Below are 20,700 nucleotides of genomic sequence, written 5' to 3' on the forward strand. Positions count from 1 at the left end.
CCCCTCGTCACCCGACGTTTCGGTCGTCGTTCGCCCAGAAGCGTCGGCGGGCTGCATTCTTGTCGAGTTTGCCGACCGCCGTCGTCGGGAGGTCCGTGGCGAACTCGACGATCTTCGGTTTCTTGTAGGCCGCGAGGTGGTCGCCGACGTGTTCGACGAGTTCTCGCTCGGTGACGGCACCAGTGTCGATCGGGACGACCACGGCGTACACCGCCTCTCCCCACTCGTCGTCGGGAACGCCGAAGACGATGACGTCCTGAACCAGCGGGTGTTCGCCGAGGACGTCCTCTACCTCCTGGCTGTAGACGTTCATCCCACCCGAGATTATCACGTCTTGCTTGCGGTCGAGCAGGTATAGATAGCCGTGTTCGTCGATGCGGCCGATGTCGCCGGTGTGCACCCACCCATCACGAAGTGTGCGCGCCGTTTCGTCCTCCCGTTTGTGGTAGCCTTCGAACGCGTAGGGGGCCGAGACCGTAACTTCACCCGGTTCACCCCGGGGCAGAGTCTCGTCAGTGTCGGGGTCGACGATACGGACGTCGGTCAACAAGCAGGGCTGGCCCGCCGACTGGAGACGCTCGGTGTGGCCGTCTTCGGCGGCCACCACGTGTTCGTGACGACCCATCGTGGTGATGAGGTTCGGAACCTCCGTCTGACCGTAGAACTGGACGAACACCGGCCCGAGCGCGTCGAGACCCTCTCGGAGTCGGTCGGGGCGCATGGGTGCGGCACCGTAGACGATGCGGTCGAGCGACGACAGGTCATGGTCGCCGACGCCGTGGTCGAGGAGTCGATACACCATCGTCGGGACCATGAACGTCCACGTCACGCCGCGGTTCTCGATGGCGTCGAGGGTCCGTTCCACGTCGAACTCCCGCTGGACGACCGTGGTGCCACCGGCGAGCAGATTCGCCCAGAGAAAGGTACCGCCGGAGTGCGAGAGCGGCGTAACGACCAGTCCGGTGTCATCGCCGTCGAAGCCAAGTTCTGCGAGGTGAGCGTAGAGGTTCAAAGCGAGGCCGCCCTGCGAGTACAACACCCCCTTCGGTTTCCCGGTCGTGCCACCGGTGTAGAAGTGGCCGGCCACGGCGTCCGGCGAGACGTTGACCACCGGAGCAGCGTCGTCTCCCTCGGCTACCAGTCGGTCGTACCGCCGGAATCCAGTGGATGGCATCGGAACGTCACGGTCGCTATCGCCGACGAGTATCACCTCCGGCGACACCGACGACGAGTCGACCACCGCCGCAACGGTCTCGGCGTGTTCGGCGTCGCAGACGACCGTTCCCGCCCCCGAATCGGCCAGGACGTGGTGAACCTCTGCCTGCGACAGCATCGGATTGAGCGGGAGACGAGCGGCCCCCGCCTTCACGATGGCGAGGTCGACGACGGGGTACTCCGTTCGATTCGCGAGCAACACCGCCACCCTGTCCTCGGGTTCGACCCCCATATCGACGAGCGCATTCGCTAGCGCAGACGACCGAGCATCGAGGTCGGCATACGAGAGGAGTCTACTCGCTCGGCCCGAACGTCCCTCCGCCGGCCCCACGACGGCGGCTCTATCGGCGTACTTCCGGAGTGCCCTCCCAAATAGCGCCGGGAGCGTGAGGGACGTGGTGGCGTCGTGCATAACGGTTCTTGCCACCAGGACTGGATAAATGCTTAGCTCTTCCGTCTCGACGGGCAGCGTCGGCCATCGCTCCTTCGAGTTGCGACCGTGGCGGCCGAAATGTTCTCGACGGTAGCGCTTGTCGACTGGTTCGGACGTCGCATGCCGTCACAGCAACCAGTGGGCTTCCACTCGCTCACGAACGAGATTCGGACCGACCTTCCGGTCGACGGCACGCTTCCGGAGTGGCTCTCGGGAACGCTCGTTCGCAACGGACCCGGAGCGTTCGAAATCGGAGAGACGGAAGTCGACCACTGGTTCGATGGCCTTGCGATGCTGCATCGGTTCACGTTCGACGACGGGGTCAGCTACCAGAATCGGTTCCTTCGCACCGACGCATACGACGCTGCCGTCGCTGGCACGTTCGAGGGCGGATTCGCGACCGGCGAGACGTCGGTTTTCAAACGCCTGAAAGCGTTCCTCTTCGAGAAACCGTACGACAACACGAACGTCATCACCGAACGCGTCGGTGAAGACTACCTCGCGCTCACCGAGACGCCCCGCTGGGTCGAGTTCGACCCGACCACGCTCCGAACGCTCGGTGATTTCCAGTACGACGGTCCCGAACCGGCCGGGCGACTCGCCTGCGCGCACATGAATCGGGACGTCGAAACCGGTGCGATGGTGAACTTCGAGACGGAGTTCGGGCGGACGTGTACCTACCACGTCTACTCGATGTCGAACCCGACCACCCGGAGACGTCTCTGTTCGATTGCGGTCGAGCAACCGGCATACATGCACAGTTTCGCGCTGACCCCGCGCTACGTCGTCCTCACGGAGTTCCCGTTCGTCGTCGACCCGCTCGATTTCCTCCGCCCGGGAAATCGCGACCCGTTCATCGAGAACTTCGAGTGGAAACCCGAGCGAGGAACGCAGTTTTTGGTCATCGAGCGGGACAGTGGGTCCGTCGTCGCTGAACCCAGAACGGACGCGTTCTTCGGCTTCCATCACGTGAACGCGTACGAATCCGACACCGGACTCGTCGTCGACCTCGAAACGGTGCCGGACGCGGTTTCGCTCGACGCCCTCTACCTCGACCAACTCCGCTCGGGAGAACTCGGCGTGTTCGGTGGCAGACTGGAACGATTTCACGTCGACCTCGGTCGGTCTGGCGAAGCGTCGATTCGCCGCGAGATGCTGTACGAGGGAGGAACGGCCTTGCCGACCGTCTCTCCGGCGCGGTGGTGTCACGAGTACCGGTACGTCTACGCACAGGGCACGGACCAACCGGTGACCGAATGGCCACGCGCGCTCCGAAAAATCGACACCGAGACGGGCGGGGTGACGGAGTTCACCGACGGAAACAACCACTGCAGTGAGCCGATATTCGTTCCGCGGCCGCAGGGCACGTCCGAAGACGACGGTGTCGTCCTCACCGTCGTGCTCGACGTCGCCGCCGAACACTCCTGGTTGGTCGTCCTCGACGGGTCGTCGTTCACGGAACTCGCGCGGGCGGCCGTCCCCCATGCGATTCCGTTCGACTTCCACGGCCGGTACTTCCCCGAAGTCGGTGCGACCACGGGTTAGGAGCGACACCTCCTGCAGAGCGTGATCGAACCGAACGCTCGCCTCACCCGAGGTCGTCCGGACTGGTACCGACCTCACTGGGCCACCCGGGCGGCGTCGCAGCGCTCGGATTCGCGTGCTCGCGTTTGAGTACCATCGGCGTTCGTTCGAGCGAGAGCACGTGTTCGTCGTCCTGATTGTACGCGCGGAGTTCGGTCGTGACGATGCCAACGTGGTCACGGGAGTCGCTCTCGCGTTTGGAGAGCACCTCGCTCTCCGCGAACAGGGTGTCGCCGTGGAAGACGGGTGCGTGGTGGCGGATAGCATCGTAGCCGAGATTCGCCGTCGCGTTCGTCGAGATGTCGACGACGCTCATCCCGACGGCGAGCGCGATGACGAAGGTTCCGTCGACGAGGCGTTCGCCGAATTCGGTTTCGGCGGCGTACGCCTCGTTGAAATGCATCGGATTGAGGTTCATCGTGAGGTTCGTGAACCAGACGTTGTCGGTCTCGGTCACGGTTCGTCCGTAGGGGTGTTTGTAGATGTCGCCGACGGCGAAGTCCTCGTAGTAGCGGCCGTGCCAGCCGGCGACGAGTCGGCGGTCGGGAGCGTCGTCCGGTTCTTCTTCGTCTGCCATAGTCACGATATTCACCGCCACACCACTAATCGTTTCCCGGGCAACGCGTCTTTCGTCGCCCGGTTTCCACCGGGCTCACGTTCCCGGCGTGAACCGGAGACTGACGTCGTCGAACTCCTCGCGCAGCACCTTCTTGTCGAACTTGCCCGTCGCAGTCTTCGGAACTTCGTCGACGAAGACGACGTCGTCGGGAAGCCACCAGTCGGGGTGTTCGCCTTCCAGGAACGTCCGCAGGGTAGCCGCGGTGACGTCCGCATCGTCACGGACGACGACGCAGGCGAGGGGCCGCTCCTGCCAGCGCTCGTGGGGGACGGCGATGACGGCCGCCTCGACCACGTCTTCGTGTGCCATCAACTCGTTTTCGAGGTCGATGCTGGAAATCCACTCCCCGCCGCTCTTTATCACGTCTTTCGTCCGGTCGACGACTTCGATGTACCCGTCCCCGTCGACGGTCACGATGTCGCCGGTTTTCAGCCAGTCATTTTCGTAGTCGGTTTCGTTGGCGTCGGGTCGGTCGTAGTACTCGTCGACGACCGTCGGCCCTCGAACGTAGAGTTCGCCGACCGACTCGCCGTCCCAGGGGAGCGTCTCGCCGTCATCGCCGACCACTTTCATCTCCAGGCCCGGCGAGAGCAACCCCTGTTTGGCACGTTTCTCGTACCGCTCCGCACGACGCCACGTTTGCATGGCAGACGTGGGCCGGGAGACACTGCCGATGCTCATCGTCTCGGTCATCCCCCAGGCGTGTTCAATGGCAACGTCGTACTCGGTCTCGTACCGGCGCATCACTTCCTTGGGGGCGGCGCTGCCGCCCACGACGATGCGTTCGAGACTGGAGACGTCGGCGTCGTGGTCGTCCAGATAGTCCAGCACGTCGATCCAGACCGTCGGGACGCCCGCCGTGAGGGTAACGTCCTCCGCTTCTATCAGAGCCACGAGGTCGGATGCGTCCGGTCTGGGACCGGGGTAGACCTGCTTGGCCCCCGCCATCGTCATCGTGTAGGGGAACTCCCAGGAGTTGACGTGAAACATCGGCACGACCGGCATCACCACGTCGTCCTCCTCGATTCCAATCGCCGCGGGGGTCAGCACCATCATGGCGTGGGCGTATATCATCTCGTGGGTGTACTCGACGCCCTTCGGTTTCCCGGTCGTCCCCGACGTGTAGCACATGCCGGCCCGCTGGTCTCCCGAGAGGGTCGGCCACTCGAATCCCGACGAGCCACTGGCGACGAGTTCCTCGTACGAGTGAGCCGGGATGGTGGTATCGGGAACCTCCTCGGCCATCACGACGACCGATTCGACGCTTTCGAGACGGTCCCAGAGTCGTTCTATCGTCTCCAGTGGCTCCCCGGGGTCGACCAGCAACACGTCGTCTTCGGCGTCGCCGACGATGTATTCGACGTGGTCGTCTCCGAGGAGGACGTTTATCGTGTGGAGCTGTGCGCCCCCGAGGGGAACGGCGTAGTACGCCTCGAAGTGGCGGTAGTGGTTCCAACCGAAGGTCCCGACTCGGTCTCCGGATTCGACACCAATGTCGGCCAGCGCGGACGCAAGCGACCGCACCCGGTCGCCGAAGTCGACGTAGGTGTAGCGGTGGGTTCCGGTGGGTGTTCGGGTGACTATCTCCTTTTCGGGAAACAGGTTCGTGGCCCGCCAGAAGAACGACGGATGGTCAGGTCGAACGTCATGGGTCGTGTTCTGTTATCGGGATTCGCGCAGTTCGGTGCTCGAAACGGACAGGTACGTCTCGAGGAGGTCCTCGGGAGCGCAACTCCTCGACCGATCCCTCGAAGACGACCTGTCCGTTGTCGATGACGTAGCTCCGGTCGGCGACGTCGAAGGCGAAATCGACGTTCTGTTCGGTAAGCAACACCGTCACGTCCTCGGCCAACACGTCCGCGAAGGTCTCCCGAAGGTCGTCGACGATGACGGGAGCCAACCCCTCCGAGGGCTTGTCTAACAGGAGGACGTCCGGGCTCTGGACGAACGCTCGAGCCACGGCGAGCATCTGTTGTTCGCCCCCGCTCAAGTTCTGGAGCGTTCGGGTCTAGCGTCCGCCCGGCGGCGACTCCACGAACACACCGACCTTCTCGGAATCGGGGTAGACGACCACGTCCGGGTCGACCATCGTCGAGACCATCAGGTAGGTGAGCGGTTCGTCGGAGTCGTTGATGACCCGATGACCGCCGGACTCGTCGGCGGGGAGGGCGACGTAATCACCTTCGGTGAGAGACGTCTTCTCGTCGTCCAGACGGAGCGTCCCCCTACCGGAGAGGACGAACATCGCCTCCTCGTTCGCCGTGTGGTGGTACGGCCACGACCGTCGCCCTAGCGGCAGGTCGTACAGACTGCACCCGAGCTGGTCGCCGTCGACAACCGCACCGAGTTGCTTTCGTTTGAAACGCGTCGCTCCCCGTTCGAGCGTCGTCCACTCCACGTCGTCTTCGTTGACCTTGCCCATAGCCTCACTGGACACGCGCGATTCGTTTAGTGATACGGGACACAGCGGGACGACGAGGAGTACGGGACGCGGGGGACGACTGTCGTTTCCGGTCGAGGCTGGCGATGCGAGCACTTTTCCCACGTCAAGTCCGTTCTCGAAGCATGGACGACGACCAGCGGTACCGGGTACTCGCCGTCTCCGATGGAGGCTCACTTCGGTTGCTCGACCGGGAGACCTACGAACCAGTCGTCACGGCTGCGTCCGGCCACGACGCGCCAGTCGCTGACCTCGCATCGGGATACCTCGTCGAGGCCGACCTCGACTGGTCGAGGGCCGAGCCCACGGTTCGGTCACTGTCGGTGCGACGTCCGACACTGTACGCCTTTGCCGACCGAATCGACCCGGTCTTCGAGGTCGCCCGGAAGACCTGGACCGAGGCACGCAGGGCTGGCGATTCGATGAACAGTCGCGTGACTCGCAACACCGACAACGTGGTCAACGGCGTTCTCTACGTGTTCGCCGACGACGGGGCGAACGACCTGTTCGAGGCGTTTCAGAGCGGTGTTCGCCCGCTCGAACCGCTGGTCGACAGGGTGAACGACCGCGACGAGGGCGCTCCGCGGGAAGTGTTCATCTTCCGCCCCGCAGAGGGGCAGTACGTCGTCGTCACGATAGCGCTCCAGAAAGGTGGCCGATTCGCGGAGACGCTGCGGGATACCTACGACTGTCCCCGACCAGCAGAGTCGCTATAGAGATAGAGCGTCTCGAATCGCTCGAGTCGGCGGCAGTTCACTCGACCCTTCGAGAAGGCGGGCCGTGCCGTCGTTTTGCTGATGCTGTGTTGGTCGTTCGACGTTCGATGGCGGCTTCGGGCCCCGGTTCGTCGGGTGGTTGCGGTCCGCTGTGTTTCGATGGCGGTCGCCCATTCGTCTACCATTCTCGCTATCACTCGGCACATTCGTGGTCGCATCGCTCTGAACATCACCACGCCGAGCGGACCGTACTTCGGCCGGAGTTCGAACTCCACCGCGAGCACCGTCGCATCGGGTCGCGTGGACACCTCGAACGTCCCCAGAAATCGGTCGAACAGTCGATGGATGCTGTTTTCGCTCCCGTCGGTATCGACGGCGAACGAGTAGCGGCGTCCTGGCTCCCACAGGACACACGTTTCGTCCCATCGATTTCCCCGGCCATCCCAGCACCGTCGGCGCATCCGTTCTCCCCTCGGGTCGAGGGCGACAGCCCTGCTGACGTTGGGTGCAAACTCGCTGACGGCCTCGACGTCCGCAATCGCCTCCCAGACCGTATCCGGAGGTGCCCGAACTCGTCGCTCGACTCGAACCGTTCCCATGTCCGTCCAGTGGTCCCGTGAGTGCATATAGTAGAACGTTACCAGCGACTCACCCGCTATCGTCTCCACTACCCCCTGTGACATCTCCGATACCGACCTTGGAAGCGACCGTCTGTGCGGTTCGAGTTTCGGACCCTCCGGAGTGGGTCGTCGGCAAGTTCGCCTGTGTGCGTTCCTCGCCCATCGACCGAGAGATTACTACGATGGGGCACGTCAACGCGGGACATGGGTACCGCGACAGCCCCCACGACCGACTCCCCCGTCGAGCTCGAATTTCAGGTACGCGACAGGAACTGCTTTTTCGTCAAGGCGTCCGCACTCGTCGAATGTCGGGTGAGTCTCGAACACTTCGTCAACCGTTCGGATGGCCGGCTACTGGAGTATTTCGCGTTCGACGACGTCTCGCCCGACCGGGTGCTCTCGATGGCAGCCGACGCGTCCACCATCGTGGACGCCAGACTCGTCAGTCGAGGCGTCGATGGCGGGCTCTTCGAGTTCGTCGTCTCCGGGCAATGTGTCACGACGACGCTGGCCGACGAAGGGGCTATCGCCCGGTCGGTCACCGCGGAGAACGGTGTCGGCCACGTCGTCGCCGACGTCCCGCCCTACGTCGAGGTTCGACACGTCGTGGAGACGTTCCGCGACCGCCACCCGGACTCCGACCTCGTGGCGCGTCACGACTCGGAGTGGTCGATTCCCGTGCAGACCGAACACGGCGCGCAGATGACGCTGGCAGACCACCTCACCGACAAACAACTGGAAGTGCTCAGAACGGCGTACACGAGTGGATACTTCTCCTGGCCACGCAAGAGTACCGCCGACGACTGTGCAGATGCGCTCGGTATCGCCCAACCGACGTTCAGTCAACACATCCGCGTCGCACAGGAGAAGGTCTTCGACAGACTGTTCGACGCGTCGGCACCCGAGTAGTGGAGGACGTCTCTCGGAGACCCCTGACGACCACGCTGTCTCTCGGAACGTGGTCGTGGACGACTCCCGAACCGTCCCGACCCTATCGTCATAGGAAGCAGGCGTTTGCCACTGTTCCACCGATTTGGAGAGGAGGCAACCGAAGATGCAAACCTACTCCGAATGGACGACAGCCCAGGAATCGACGACGGTAGCGGTGGACGGCCACGACCTCGACGTGGCGTTCTACGAGGCGGGCAGAGAGAACGACGACCCCGTCCTGTTCTTGCACGGAATCCCGACCAACTCGTACCTCTGGCGACACGTCGCACCACTCATCGCAGAGGACCGGCACGTCGTCGTCCCCGACATGGTCGGCTACGGCAACTCGTCGATGTTCGACGGGTTCGACCGGTCGCTCCGCGCGCAGGAGGTCGTACTCGACGGATTGGTCGACGAGTTCGGGTTCGACACCGTCTCGCTCGTCGGACACGACCTCGGGGGAGGCGTGTTTCTCCGGTACGCCTTCCACAACCCGAGGTCAGTCGATTCGCTCGTCCTGTCGAACGCCGTCGCGTACGACTCCTGGCCCATCCAGACCATCACCGACCTGGGCCTTCCGGAGTCCGCCCGCGAGAACAGCCCGGAGGACCTCCAGGAGATGCTCGACAAACTGTTCCGGCAGACGCTGCACGGCGACGACCACGACGAGGCGTTTGTCGAGGGGATGAAGACCCCGTGGAACTCGGAGGAAGGCGTCACGTCGCTCGTACGCGACGCGTGCGCGACGAACACGAGCCACACGACGGAGGTCGACCCGAGTGACGTCACCGCAGACACGCTGTTGCTCTGGGGGCTCGAAGACGAATTCCAGCCCGTCCAGTGGGCCGAACGTCTCGAAGACGACATCGCGAACTGCGAACTGGTCGGCCTCGACGAGGCAAACCACTGGGTCCCTGAAGACCGACCCGACGCGTTCGTCGACCACCTGACCGAGTTTCTCCGCTGAGTCTCCCGTCTGGGCCCGGTCGTCGTACAGGATCTGCGGCCGTCGAAGCCGACCTCAGGGAGGCGTGATGACGGCGCGTCCCTCTATCTCTCGGTGTTCGAGCCGTTCGGCGACCGTGTTGATGTCGTCGAGGTCGTACCGCGACGTTCGTAACTCGACGTCGCCCCGGTCGACCAGCGCGACGAGTTCCTGGAGTTCGGAGTACTTGCCGACGAGCGTCCCTTTGAACGAGAACTCGCCGTTGACGAGTGCCTGTGATGGTTCGTGGACGTGACCTCCGTAGCCGATTACGTGGTGGTCGCCTCCGGCCGCGACGATGTCTGGCGCGTACCCCGTCGTCACGTCGGCACCGACGAAATCGAGCACCTGTGCGGCCCCCGTCTCGTCGGTCAGGGCCGCGACCTCCTCGGGAACGTCTTCGGTCTCCGGGTTGATGGTGTGGTGTGCTCCCAGGTCGGTCGCGAGGTCGAGCGCGTCGTCTTTGAGGTCGACCGCGGTGATGGTCGCGGCGCTCATCGCGTCCAGACACTGGAGACCGATGTGACCGAGTCCGCCGACCCCGATGACGACCGCGTGGTCACCGGGATTTAGCTCTCTCACCGCTTTCTTGACCGCGTGGTATGCCGTTATCCCGGCGTCGGCGTGCGGAGCGATGTCGGTCGGGTCCACACCCACCGGGAGAGGGATGACGGCGCGTTCGTTCGTGAGCAGATACTCGGCGAACCCACCGTCGTCTGTCAGGCCGTTGAACGCGCTGTTCTCGCAGTACATGTCCTCGCCGAGTCGGCAGGGACGACACGTTCCGCAGGTTTGTACCGGATGACAGATGACCGGGTCGCCTTCCGAGACCAGCGTGACGTCGTCGCCGACCGCGGAGACGGCACCGGCGTTCTCGTGGCCGAGGGTCATTGGGAGTTCCTGTGGGACGTACTCGGCCCACATCCCCTCGATGATGTGGTTGTCAGTCTGGCACCAGCCGGCGCCCGCTACCTCTACGACGACGTCGTCCGGCTGTTCCGGGACTGGGCGGTCGACGTCGTCTATCTGCAGGGCTTCGCTCATATCGTCGGTGTACTCGTGGAGTCTGGCTGCTTCCATGGTAGCAGGTACCACGTCGAAGCCTCAAAGAGTAAACGGCCTGCCTATCATCATCGGTAGAAGTGATATTGTAATGTGTTACCACAATTCATTCGCATGTACACACACGATGGTGAGGACGTGTTCGTCATCGACGCCCACGTCCACCTCTGGGACGCGACGGAAGAGAACATCGTCCACGAAGGTGGCGAACAGTTCATCCAGTGTTTCTACGACTATCACACGGCGTTCACGCCGGAGGAAGAACAGTGGGACATGGAGACCTACCGGAAGTACGGTAAAGAGAAGATGGTCACGGACCTGTTCGGCGACGGACACGTCGACATGGGCATCTTCCAGCCAACGTATCTCTCGGACTTCTACGACGACGGGTTCAACACCACCGAACAGAACGCCGAACTCGCCGAGCAGTATCCCGAACGATTCGTTCTCAACGGGAGTTTCGACCCGCGAGACGGTGAGGAGGGACTGGAGTATCTCGAAGAACTCGACGAGGCGTACGACCTGAACGGCGTGAAACTGTACACTGCCGAGTGGCGCGGTGACTCCAAGGGGTGGCGACTCGATAGCGAGGAGGCGTTCCGGTTCCTCGAGAAGTGTTCGGAACTCGGTATCGAGAACATCCACCCGCACAAGGGGCCGACGATTCGGCCGTTGAACAAAGACGCGTTCGACGTGGGCGACGTCGACGACGCCGCGACGTCGTTTCCCGAACTCAACTTCGTCGTCGAACACGTCGGGTTGCCTCGGCTGGACGACTTTTGCTGGATAGCGGCACAGGAACCGAACGTCTACGGTGGTCTCGCGGTGGCCGCACCGCTGGCGCAGAACCGCCCGCGGAAGTTCGGGGAGATAATGGGCGAACTGCTCTTTTGGCTCGGCGAAGACCGTATCCTCTTCGGCTCCGACTACGCGCTCTGGGAACCGGACTGGCTCGTCCCGACGGTCATGGAGGCCGAACTCACCCCGGACCAGCGCGATGAGTACGGCATCGAACTCACCACCGAGGTGAAAAAGAAGTTCATGGGCGAGAACGCCGCGGAACTCTACGACATCGACATCGAGCAGAAGAAAGTACAGTTCGAAGACGACGCCATCAGCCGGGAGTTCGACCTCGGCGACCAGTACGGGAGCGCGGCGGCGGACTGACCCATGCCAGCCACTGACGCCACAGACCCCGGTGACGGTGGGGTCGACAAGGAGGCAGTTATCGACCGTCTCCGTCGGGTGGACGACCCCGAACTCGACCGGTCGATCGTCGACCTGGAGTACGTCGGCCGGGTGCGAATCGACGGCAGCCACGTCGAGGTCTCCTTCGTGCTCCCGACGGCGTGGTGTTCGCCAGCGTTCGCGTGGATGATGGCCACGGGTATCCGCGACGAAGTTCAGACCCTCCCGGCCGTCGATGTCGTCACGGTCGAACTCGAAGACCACATGCACGCCGAGGAGATAACGGAGGGAGTCAACGAACGCCGACCGTTTCAGTCGGTGTTCCCGGAGGCGGCATCCGGCGTCGACGCCGTCCGCCGAAAACTCGACGAAAAGGCGAGACTCGCCCGCCAGCACACCGTCGTCGAGGACCTGCTAGATGCCGGACTCTCCGCCGAGCAGATAGCCGCCCTCCGACGCGGCCAACTGGAACTCGACCCCGGACGGGTTGTCGTCTCGCTTCGGGAGGGAGCCCTCTTCGTCGCGGTGGACGACGAACCCGTCGTCCGGTATCTGGAGAAGGCAGAGGAGACCGGCCTCGTGACGGCGGACGACGACCCGTTGTTCGCAGACCCCGATGGCGACCCTCTCGACCCCGAGACGTTCGAACTGGTCCACTCTCGCGCTCGTGCCGCCAAAGTGAACGTCGGCGGGCAGGGCAGCGTCTGTGCTGCCCTCCACGAATCGCGGAACGGCGCAACGGTCGACGACTGACGCGGGAGACGGTTGCGGGAGACGGACGTCACTGGATACCGGTGTCGGCGACGCGTCGAAAATTGTCGAACGACGGCGAACGTCCTCAGACGCCTACTGCCAGGCTTCGGTCGGTTCGTCTTCCACCGTCTCCTCGTCCAGCAACTGTGGTTTGCCGAGGGGCAACGACCCGAAGAGTGCGTAGTGGATAGCGAACGAGACGGCAACGATGGCGACAATAACGGTTAGCACACGCGTTAAGCGAACCATACCGAGTCGAACGGAAAGCGAGAGAAAGAATGCTTCGATACGTCGCAGTGCGCCCCCGAAACCGGCCCGGAGGCGTCGAAACGCCGTCGGAGTCGTTCGGCGTACCGTATCCGAGATTAGTGCTACCGGCGTAGAGTTTGTTGAATGCTAACAATATTCATGTGCTGTCGAAGCGATTGAGATGTCGAGATGGCAATCCAAGACACGCCCATAGACGAGAGCAACGTCGGCGAGTTGGACGAGCAGTATCGCGGCGAACTGCTCGTTTCAGACGACCCGGGCTACGACGAGGCACGTTCGGTCTGGAACGGAATGATCGAACGGTATCCGGCACTCATCGCTCGCTGTCGCGGGGTGGGTGATGTCATTACGGCAGTCGACTTCGCCCGCGAGAACGACCTGCTGGTGTCGGTTCGCGGCGGCGGCCACCACATCGCCGGCAACGCAGTCTGTGACGACGGGTTCATGATCGACCTCTCGCAGATGACGTCGGTGCGAGTCGACCCGGACACGAAGACGGCCAGCGTCGAGCCGGGTGCGACGCTCGCGGACGTCGACCACGAGACACAGCAGTTCGGTCTCGCGACGCCGCTCGGCATCAACTCGACCACCGGCATCGCGGGGCTCACCCTCGGTGGCGGTTTCGGGTGGCTCACCCGGAAGTACGGGATGACAGTCGACAACCTGCGGTCGGTCGACATCGTCACCGCAGACGGTGAACTCCGCCACGCGAACGAGAAGGAGAATCCCGACCTCTTCTGGGGTGTTCGGGGCGGAAGCGGCAACTTCGGCATCGTGACGTCCTTCGAGTTCGACCTCCACGAGGTCGGCCCCGAAGTGCTCGCGGGACCAATCGTCTACGCGGGCGAGGACGCGCCGGACGTCGTTCGGAACCTGCGTGAGTTCAACGACGACGCCCCGGACGAATCGTCCGTCTGGGCCATCCTCCGGAAGGCCCCGCCGCTTCCGTTCCTCCCGGCGGACGTGCACGGCGTGGGCGTCTGCATCGTCGTCGCGTTCTACGCGGGCGATATGGACGAGGGCGAGGAGGTGTTAGCACCGATTCGAGAGTACGGCGACCCCATCGCCGACGCCGTTGGCCCACACCAGTACGCGGAGTTCCAGCAGTCGTTCGACCCACTGCTCACCGAGGGCGCGCGAAACTACTGGAAATCGCACAACTTCGACGAACTCTCGGACGAGGCTATCGACACCGCAATCGAGTACGCGGCGGACCTCCCGTCACCGCTATCCGAGATTTTCTTCGGACAGGTCGGCGGCGAGATGGCTCGCGTTCCCGCCGACGCGACTGCGTACCCACACCGCGATGCGAATTACGTGATGAACGTTCACACTCGCTGGGAGGACGCCGAAGACGACGACCGCTGTATCTCGTGGGCCCGCAAGTTCTACGACGCGATGGCACCGCACGCGTCCGGCGGCGTGTACGTGAACTTCGTCAGCGAGGACGAAGGCCAGGAGACCAACGCCTACGGCGAGAACTACGATCGGTTGGTCGAACTGAAAAACGAGTACGACCCGACCAACCTGTTCCGCATGAACCAGAACGTCGCGCCGACCGTGGAGTAATCACCGTCAGTGACGTTCGAATTTCGTCCGTCTCGGATGGCGTTAGACGGGTTCTTTCTCGTTCGATGGCTCCGGCACAAGCGGTCCGAGGGACGAGCGAGTGACGATGGGCGTGCGTGCCAATCTCAACCACAGTTTTTACAAATATCGAGTATGAAAGAGGATACGTCGGGCGATAGCAAGTCCGGCGTTCGGTCGCGGTGCCGAGTCGGACGGATTGTCCGGCGTGGAGGCAAAACACGTATCGAACGCACTTCGTCCGTTGCAAACGTAACTGCTGGCCGCGTCGTCTCGTGGGCCGTAGACGGGTGGCCCGCCTCCCTGTATGCGGCGTGGCCAGTTTTCGCCCTCGGCGCGAGACTCCGTTCTCGATGCCCGGCGACGTGACGACACCTGCCGGTTCTCACTCGTCGTACGTCGGAACGTTCTCGAGTTCGCTCGGGTCGACGTTCTCGAACGCGTCCCGCGCGATGACGCGCTTGTGAACTTCGTCCGCGCCGTCGACGATGCGGAACTGGCGGACGTTCTCGTAGAAGTCCGCGAGAGGGAGGTCTTTGCCGATGCCGCTCCCGCCACAGAGTTGCACACAGTCGTCGATGACGTCCTGGACGACGTTCGCGGTGAACACCTTCGCCATGGAGACGGGGACGCGAGCCTCCTCGCCCGCTTCGATTGCACGAGCGGCGTGCCGAACCATCGTCCGTGCGGCGTGCAATCGCGTTTCGGCCTCGGCGACGGTGAACCGCAGGTCCTGTTTTTCGCTGAGGGGCGTGCCGAACGCCTCGCGGTCGCTCACGTACGCCTTGGCGACGTCGAGCGCGCGCTCGGCCATCCCCGAGAATCGCATACAGTGTGTGAGACGGGCGGGGCCGAGGCGCTGTTGTGCGTGTTTGAACCCCTCGTCGAGCGTCCCGAGGAGAGCGTCGTCCGGGACACGAACGTTCTCGTACGTTATCTCGGCGTGACCCGTGCCGGTGAGACCGCCGCCGATGTGCGGAATGTCTCGGACGACCTCGACACCCGGCGTGTCGGCGGGGACGAGAAAGAGCGAACAGCCCTCGTAAGGATGCACGTCGGGGTTCGTTCGCGCCATCACGATGAGCACGTCCGCTTCGCTTCCCTGCGTCGTCCACCACTTGTGGCCGTCGATGATCCACTCGTCGCCGTCTCTCTCGGCGGTCGTCCGGATCATCTTCGGGTCCGACCCCGCTCCGGGCGACGGTTCGGTCATCGAGAAGCCGGAACGAGCGTCTCCAGCAGCGAGCGGTCGAAGCCACGTCTCCTGATGGTCGTTGGTGCCGAACAGTTCGAGCGTGTGCATGTTCCCCTCGTCGGGCGCGTCGACCCGGATGGCCGTCGGGCCGAGGAGACTCCGTCCGGCCACTTCGAACACCGGGAGCATCTCTCGATAGCTGAGGTCGTGCCCGCCATACTCCTCGGGGAGGTGCGGTGCGTACACGTCGTACTCGCGGGCGGCCGCACGCAGTTCGTCGATGACGTCGTCACCGACCGGTCCGTTGCCGAGCGCCTCACGCTCGACGGGTATCACGATGTCGTCGATGAACTCGCGGGTCCGCGCGGCGAACTCGGTCGCCCTGGCGGAGTCGTCGTACTCCATGCCGTTCACACCAACCTTCACGGTAAAAAGCGTAGTGTCGGAATGGATCGAATCGGCTACGATCAACGCACGCCGACGATGTGCCCCCCTCTCTCCACCGTGGTGACGCCCCACCCGTACTTATTCGTACGACGCCCGCGAACTTCGCGGTATGTCCGACCCGGATCAAGACGCGTATTTCGACCGGCTCGTAGACGAGGACGCCCTGGCAGCGTTTCTCGCGGACGAACTCGATCCGGCGGCGACGTTTGCAGTCGAACGCCACACGGAAGGCCACTCGAACGAGACGTTGTTCGTCGAGTGGGGCGACCGAATGCTGGTCGTCAGGCGACCACCCCCCGGCGAGACGGCGGAGACTGCCCACGACGTCCTGCGAGAGTATCGCGTCATGGATGCCCTCCAGGGAACCGCCGTCCCGGTACCGAAGACGGTCACCGCTTGCGAGGACCACGGCGTCATCGGGAGCGATTTCTACGTGATGGAACTGGTGGAAGGCGACGTTCCGCGCGATACCGAACCAGAGCGGTTTGCTGAGCCGAGCTATCGCCAGCAGATGGGCGAGCAACTCGTCGATACGCTCGCATTCGTCCACGACGTCGACTACGAGGCGGTCGGCCTCGGCGAGTTCGGCTATCCCACGGGGTACACGGAACGCCAGGTCACGCGGTGGGGCGACCAACTCTCGTGGGCGTTCGAACGGACGGCCGAGGAACGGGCAATTCCGGCGTTGGAACGGGTCGGCGAATGGCTCGAATGGTCGACGCCGGCCGACCATCCGGAGACGCTCGTCCACGGCGATTACAAACTCGACAACGTGATGTTCGGACCAGGGACGCCACCAGAGCTGGTCGCCGTCTTCGACTGGGAGATGAGCACGCTCGGTGACCCGCGCGCCGACCTGGGGTGGATGCTCTCGTACTGGCGCGATGCGAAAGACCCCGCACCGGCCGTCCCCGAACTGACGTCGACGTTCATGGAGCGCGATGGCTACCCGACCCGGCGGGAGTTGGTCGATCGGTACGAAAAACGGACGGGAATCACCTTCGAGCACGAGCGATTCTATCGGGTACTCGCAGTCTACAAACTCGCGGCGCTCGGGGAGATGTTCTATCGACGCTATCTGGAAGGAAACAGCGACGATGCGATGTATCCTCGCATGGAAGAGCGCGTCCCCGCCCTCGCCGACCGTGCGGTTCGAATCATCGAGGGAGACGAACCGCTATGAGTCGATACTCCGACGTCACCGTCGGCAGTGTCGAAACGTTCGGGAGGTACGAAGTCACGAAAGAGGAAATCGTCGAGTTCGCACGTCAGTACGACCCACAACCGTTCCACGTCGACGAGACAGCGGCCGAAGAATCGGAGTACGGCGGTCTCATCGCGAGCGGTTGGCACACCTGCGCGATGACGATGCGGATGCTCGTTGACAATCAGATTACAGAAGAGGGGAGTCTGGGCTCGCCGGGGGTCGACGAGGTTCGATTTCGGCGGCCCGTTCGTCCCGGCGACGTCCTCTCCGTTCGAACCGAAGTGACGGGAAAGCGACCACTGGACAGCGACCCGAATCGCGGCCTCGTCACCTCTCACGTCGAGACACTGAACGAGGACGACACTGTCGTCCTCGCGATGGACACGGCTATGTTCGTCCGCCGGGAGGATTGATTCTCCGAAAGAGATAGCTTGGAAAACACGACCACTACATCCCGGCAAAAGACGGTTTCTGGCCGGTATCCGCAGGGTTGAGATTTTTCACGAGAGAGAGACGTCTGCGGTTGCGACGAGGAGGTGGTGTGTCGTCTGTGCCAGTAGAGTCGTGCGGTAACCCGTTCCCCAATGTGTATTGAAATACGATAGTTTTTGAAAGATTACCTAAGTTTTATCAGATATTTATAACATATGTATGTAATTATATATTTTTATGTGAAGGGTTTTAAAACACGGATTTGTGAAGCCACAAACTTTGGCGCGGGTACTGGTTACACTGTTTTGTTGACCGTCAGAAAGGAGATCAATAGTCTCTCGGGCATCGGACCGATGTCCGTGCTTCGAGACGGTTGTTCAAAATAATCGCTGGATCAGAGAATGAACCACGAAACCGACACACGCGAAATATCCGAAACCGACCCAGAAGACGACGCGACGAAGCTTCTTGAAAGGAGTGAGCGCAGCGGGCCTCTGTGCCGCCGGGACAGGAGCGATGACCGGAAAAGCCAGTGCGAGGCCACCCCTGCTCGATAGCTTCGGGACGGTCATCGACATGGTCGAGGACGCTGGCGCAGACCCCACCGGCAACGAATCCATCAATCCACTGTTGGAAAAACGCGCCGACGACGACACGGTGTTGGTGTTCCCGCCGGGGCGCTACCGCATGAACAGGCAGTTCCATTTTACCGGGTTCAACAACTTCGGCATCTACGGTAAGTGGAACGTCACCATCGTCCCCGACAACTACTACGACTTCGACGACGGCGGCGACTGGAACTACCGTCTGTTCAGACTCGGCGTCGACTACGCGCCGGGCAAAGACCTCCTGTTCAAGAACATCACCGTCGACCAGACCGCGAAAAACACTGGCATCCGCGTCCTCGACGCCGCCGTCAGCGACGGGCTGAAGGTACGAAACGTCAACACGTGGGGGGCGTCACGACAGCGGGACGTGGGGACCGCTTCGGGCCGTCATCACCGACCCCGACGGCTCCGGCGTCGTCCAGGGCTTCCGCGCACCCGCTGGCGGTTCTTGGACCGGAAGTACGCCGGGCGACAGACTCTGGCGCGGTCCGACGGGTATCCTCTGTAACAATGGCAACAAAGGCACCATCACGTTCAAAGACTGTAAACTAGGATTTTTCCCGGACAACGGCCTGTACGCCGCGAACGGCTCCGGAAAGTCATCGTCGACGGCGGGGTCTACAAGAACAGCCAGACCGCGAGCGTGCGAATCGGCGGGAGAGACAGCGTCGTCAAGAACGCGCGAATCGTCGGAGATAACGCCACGTGGAAAGGTATTCAACACGCGCTTCACGCCGAGAACAGCAACTACGTGCGGGTGAAAAACTGCGACATCGAGGTGACGGACCCGAACGGTACCGCCATCCACCAGCGCTGACAAGATACCTCTTCCTTAGTCAGCAGCATTGGTATCCCGCGACGGCCCCCTACTTAATCACCGGTCGTGCTACAGGGACCAAACATCCGCATCGAAGTTCTAACTAAGCCCATGGAGCACAAGGAAATGGGAGCCCTTTCGCCGACGGACGCCTTCGAGCTGCTCAAATATCCGTACCGGCGACGACTGCTAATGACATTGTTGGATCACAATCCCGAAGACGAGGCGAGCATCCCCGAGGACCTGGCCACGAATGACGAGGAGTTAGAGGCGATGCTCATCGAGATGACCCACGTCCACCTTCCGAAACTAGAATCACTCGACATCATCGAGTGGGACCGCGATAAAAACGTCGTGATACGAGGGTCCGCGTTCGAGGAGTTGCAACCCCTTTTGAAACTGGTCGACAACCACCGCGACGAACTGCCGGACGGGTGGTTGTGAGTCCCGTGACGGGGTGAAAGATGGCGTCGTCATTCGTCGAGTTCGACCGTGACGAACTCGTCGCAGTCCTCAAAGCGGAGGAAGACAACCGCGTAGGGCGAACTATGAGCGCAAAGGCGGCACGGAACCAGTTCGGTTCCGACGAAGATGAGTGACGACGTATGGCCGTGGGAACTCACCTCGAAAGCACAGACCGATCCCCGACTTGGGTTCGATTACCGTCTTGCACGACAGGGGGTGTTGTTCGCGCCGTGCAGTGACGTTTTGGCTCAGTGATACCAAGACGAGGGTATGGCCGTGCCGAAAACGGGGGCACACTACGGTCGCTCGTTCATTCGCGACGTGATCGTCGCAACACTGGTTCTCGTTTGCCTCTATGGTCTCGCCCAAGGCGTCCAGTTTCAGCCCATCCAAATCACAGGCTACCTCCTCATTGTCGGGTTCGACCAGTTGGAAGGCACGTCTTTAAACAGCGAGGGAATCCCGGCCTTTAGGCCTGTCTTTTACCCACAAGTTCGATGGCCGTAGCTGACGAAGTGAGGCCGGAAGATGGGAAGCCGTTCGCGAGATTGGCGACCGAATGTGGATGAGGATGGACGGCTGTGTGACATGGACGTGTCAGGGTGGATTCGATCCGAGTTTCGGTCAGCCGACTTTGGGGATGAACGCCTCACCCACCGATTGGTACAGATTGGTGATGAACTCGGCAGTTCACCTGCCGAGTCCATCCCCGCCGCCTGCAAAGACTGGGCGTCCACAAAGGCTACATACCGATTTTGCGATAACAACAGTGTGGAACCCAGTGAGGTCATCTCTGCCCACAAGCAAGCACAGCGATCACGGCTGAGTGGCGGAGACGAGCTGTTGGTCGTCTCCGACACCACCTATCTCACCTTTCCCCGCCACCCAGCTAAAGACGGCCTTGGTGACATTAGCTCTGCGGACATCGATGTTGAAGGCGTCAAAGTTCATACCTCGGTTGGCATTCTTCCACAGACACAGCGCATGACCGGAGTCATCGATCAGCAGGTGCTGATCGAAGACCAACAATCGGGCAACACGGACGACACGAACGGGAAAGATGAGCCGATCTCCCTTGAGAATGAACACGAGAAATGGGTGCATGGTGACAGGGAAGCCACCGAGTG

At 62.4% G+C, this 20,700-nt stretch carries 22 protein-coding genes and 1 pseudogene; 14 read left to right on the forward strand and 9 right to left on the reverse strand.

Going from position 1 to position 20,700, the window contains the following annotated elements:
- Positions 1-7: 7 nt before the first annotated feature.
- The gene (locus ACR3FF_RS10490) at positions 8-1,627 is read right to left on the reverse strand and encodes an AMP-binding protein (RefSeq protein WP_458187959.1); all 1,620 of its coding nucleotides are present in this window, start codon (positions 1,625-1,627) and stop codon (positions 8-10) included.
- A gap of 141 nt (positions 1,628-1,768) precedes the next feature.
- Between ACR3FF_RS10490 and ACR3FF_RS10495 the strand changes: the two genes are divergently transcribed.
- A complete protein-coding gene (locus ACR3FF_RS10495) occupies positions 1,769-3,193 on the forward strand; it encodes a carotenoid oxygenase family protein (protein ID WP_458187960.1) in 1,425 nt (474 codons plus the stop codon).
- Positions 3,194-3,236: 43 nt separating this feature from the next.
- Here the strand turns inward: ACR3FF_RS10495 and ACR3FF_RS10500 are convergent, their stop codons facing one another.
- The 4 genes from ACR3FF_RS10500 to ACR3FF_RS10515 form a co-directional block, all read right to left on the reverse strand.
- Complete coding sequence (locus ACR3FF_RS10500; protein WP_458187961.1) at positions 3,237-3,809, reverse strand: MaoC family dehydratase; 573 nt, start codon at positions 3,807-3,809, stop codon at positions 3,237-3,239.
- Between the two features lie 75 nt (positions 3,810-3,884).
- Positions 3,885-5,453 carry a long-chain fatty acid--CoA ligase gene (locus ACR3FF_RS10505; protein ID WP_458187981.1) on the reverse strand — a complete coding sequence of 523 codons (1,569 nt, stop codon included), beginning with the start codon at positions 5,451-5,453 and terminating at the stop codon, positions 3,885-3,887.
- Positions 5,454-5,496: 43 nt separating this feature from the next.
- The gene (locus tag ACR3FF_RS10510) at positions 5,497-5,820 is read right to left on the reverse strand and encodes an ATP-binding cassette domain-containing protein (protein WP_458187962.1); all 324 of its coding nucleotides are present in this window, start codon (positions 5,818-5,820) and stop codon (positions 5,497-5,499) included.
- Positions 5,821-5,859: 39 nt separating this feature from the next.
- Positions 5,860-6,273: a cupin domain-containing protein gene (locus ACR3FF_RS10515; RefSeq protein ID WP_458187963.1), complete on the reverse strand. Its 414-nt coding sequence runs from the start codon at positions 6,271-6,273 to the stop codon at positions 5,860-5,862.
- Between the two features lie 143 nt (positions 6,274-6,416).
- Here ACR3FF_RS10515 and ACR3FF_RS10520 point away from each other — a divergent pair, with 143 nt between their 5' ends.
- Positions 6,417-7,007: a DUF6663 family protein gene (locus tag ACR3FF_RS10520; protein WP_458187964.1), complete on the forward strand. Its 591-nt coding sequence runs from the start codon at positions 6,417-6,419 to the stop codon at positions 7,005-7,007.
- Here ACR3FF_RS10520 and ACR3FF_RS10525 read toward each other — a convergent pair.
- Positions 6,974-7,690, reverse strand: a complete 717-nt coding sequence (locus tag ACR3FF_RS10525; RefSeq protein WP_458187965.1) for an SRPBCC family protein — start codon at positions 7,688-7,690, stop codon at positions 6,974-6,976. The two genes, ACR3FF_RS10520 and ACR3FF_RS10525, sit on opposite strands and share 34 nt — an antisense overlap.
- Positions 7,691-7,831: 141 nt before the next feature.
- Between ACR3FF_RS10525 and ACR3FF_RS10530 the strand changes: the two genes are divergently transcribed.
- Positions 7,832-8,536 carry a bacterio-opsin activator domain-containing protein gene (locus ACR3FF_RS10530; protein ID WP_458187966.1) on the forward strand — a complete coding sequence of 235 codons (705 nt, stop codon included), beginning with the start codon at positions 7,832-7,834 and terminating at the stop codon, positions 8,534-8,536.
- Between the two features lie 145 nt (positions 8,537-8,681).
- Entirely contained in the window at positions 8,682-9,524 is an 843-nt protein-coding gene (locus ACR3FF_RS10535; RefSeq protein ID WP_458187967.1) for an alpha/beta fold hydrolase, read from the forward strand.
- 54 nt (positions 9,525-9,578) lie between these two features.
- On the opposite strand, the gene ACR3FF_RS10540 is transcribed toward ACR3FF_RS10535, so the two are convergent.
- On the reverse strand, positions 9,579-10,622 hold the full coding sequence (locus ACR3FF_RS10540) for an NAD(P)-dependent alcohol dehydrogenase (RefSeq protein WP_458187968.1): 1,044 nt from the start codon (positions 10,620-10,622) through the stop codon (positions 9,579-9,581).
- A gap of 96 nt (positions 10,623-10,718) precedes the next feature.
- Between ACR3FF_RS10540 and ACR3FF_RS10545 the strand changes: the two genes are divergently transcribed.
- Together ACR3FF_RS10545 and ACR3FF_RS10550 are read left to right on the forward strand one after the other, a co-directional pair.
- Positions 10,719-11,771, forward strand: coding sequence for an amidohydrolase family protein (locus tag ACR3FF_RS10545; protein WP_458187969.1), 1,053 nt, complete (start codon positions 10,719-10,721; stop codon positions 11,769-11,771).
- 3 nt (positions 11,772-11,774) lie between these two features.
- On the forward strand, positions 11,775-12,545 hold the full coding sequence (locus ACR3FF_RS10550; RefSeq protein WP_458187970.1) for an iron-sulfur cluster assembly protein: 771 nt from the start codon (positions 11,775-11,777) through the stop codon (positions 12,543-12,545).
- 93 nt (positions 12,546-12,638) lie between these two features.
- Here ACR3FF_RS10550 and ACR3FF_RS10555 read toward each other — a convergent pair whose 3' ends face one another.
- Positions 12,639-12,794: a hypothetical protein gene (locus ACR3FF_RS10555; protein ID WP_458187971.1), complete on the reverse strand. Its 156-nt coding sequence runs from the start codon at positions 12,792-12,794 to the stop codon at positions 12,639-12,641.
- Positions 12,795-12,983: 189 nt separating this feature from the next.
- Between ACR3FF_RS10555 and ACR3FF_RS10560 the strand changes: the two genes are divergently transcribed.
- Positions 12,984-14,384: an FAD-binding oxidoreductase gene (locus tag ACR3FF_RS10560; protein WP_458187972.1), complete on the forward strand. Its 1,401-nt coding sequence runs from the start codon at positions 12,984-12,986 to the stop codon at positions 14,382-14,384.
- 403 nt (positions 14,385-14,787) lie between these two features.
- On the opposite strand, the gene ACR3FF_RS10565 is transcribed toward ACR3FF_RS10560, so the two are convergent.
- Positions 14,788-16,002, reverse strand: a complete 1,215-nt coding sequence (locus tag ACR3FF_RS10565; RefSeq protein WP_458187973.1) for an acyl-CoA dehydrogenase family protein — start codon at positions 16,000-16,002, stop codon at positions 14,788-14,790.
- Positions 16,003-16,153: 151 nt separating this feature from the next.
- On the opposite strand from ACR3FF_RS10565, the gene ACR3FF_RS10570 reads away from it, so the two are divergent.
- The 7 genes and pseudogenes from ACR3FF_RS10570 to ACR3FF_RS10600 form a co-directional block, all read left to right on the forward strand.
- Positions 16,154-17,227 (forward strand): phosphotransferase family protein, encoded by a 1,074-nt coding sequence (locus ACR3FF_RS10570; RefSeq protein ID WP_458187974.1) that lies wholly within the window; start codon positions 16,154-16,156, stop codon positions 17,225-17,227.
- Complete coding sequence (locus ACR3FF_RS10575; RefSeq protein WP_458187975.1) at positions 17,224-17,664, forward strand: MaoC family dehydratase; 441 nt, start codon at positions 17,224-17,226, stop codon at positions 17,662-17,664. Before ACR3FF_RS10570 ends, ACR3FF_RS10575 begins: the two co-directional genes overlap by 4 nt.
- A gap of 481 nt (positions 17,665-18,145) precedes the next feature.
- Positions 18,146-18,799, forward strand: a pseudogene (locus ACR3FF_RS10580) (hypothetical protein); the annotation flags it as partial.
- 135 nt (positions 18,800-18,934) lie between these two features.
- A complete protein-coding gene (locus ACR3FF_RS10585) occupies positions 18,935-19,108 on the forward strand; it encodes a hypothetical protein (RefSeq protein ID WP_458187976.1) in 174 nt (57 codons plus the stop codon).
- 111 nt (positions 19,109-19,219) lie between these two features.
- Positions 19,220-19,552 carry a DUF7344 domain-containing protein gene (locus tag ACR3FF_RS10590; RefSeq protein WP_458187977.1) on the forward strand — a complete coding sequence of 111 codons (333 nt, stop codon included), beginning with the start codon at positions 19,220-19,222 and terminating at the stop codon, positions 19,550-19,552.
- Positions 19,553-19,572: 20 nt separating this feature from the next.
- Positions 19,573-19,707 carry a hypothetical protein gene (locus ACR3FF_RS10595; RefSeq protein ID WP_458187978.1) on the forward strand — a complete coding sequence of 45 codons (135 nt, stop codon included), beginning with the start codon at positions 19,573-19,575 and terminating at the stop codon, positions 19,705-19,707.
- 394 nt (positions 19,708-20,101) lie between these two features.
- Positions 20,102-20,700 (forward strand): IS4/Tn5 family transposase DNA-binding protein (locus tag ACR3FF_RS10600; RefSeq protein ID WP_458187979.1); only part of this gene is annotated, 599 nt, incomplete at its 3' end.

The organism is Haladaptatus ordinarius, from assembly GCF_054177595.1.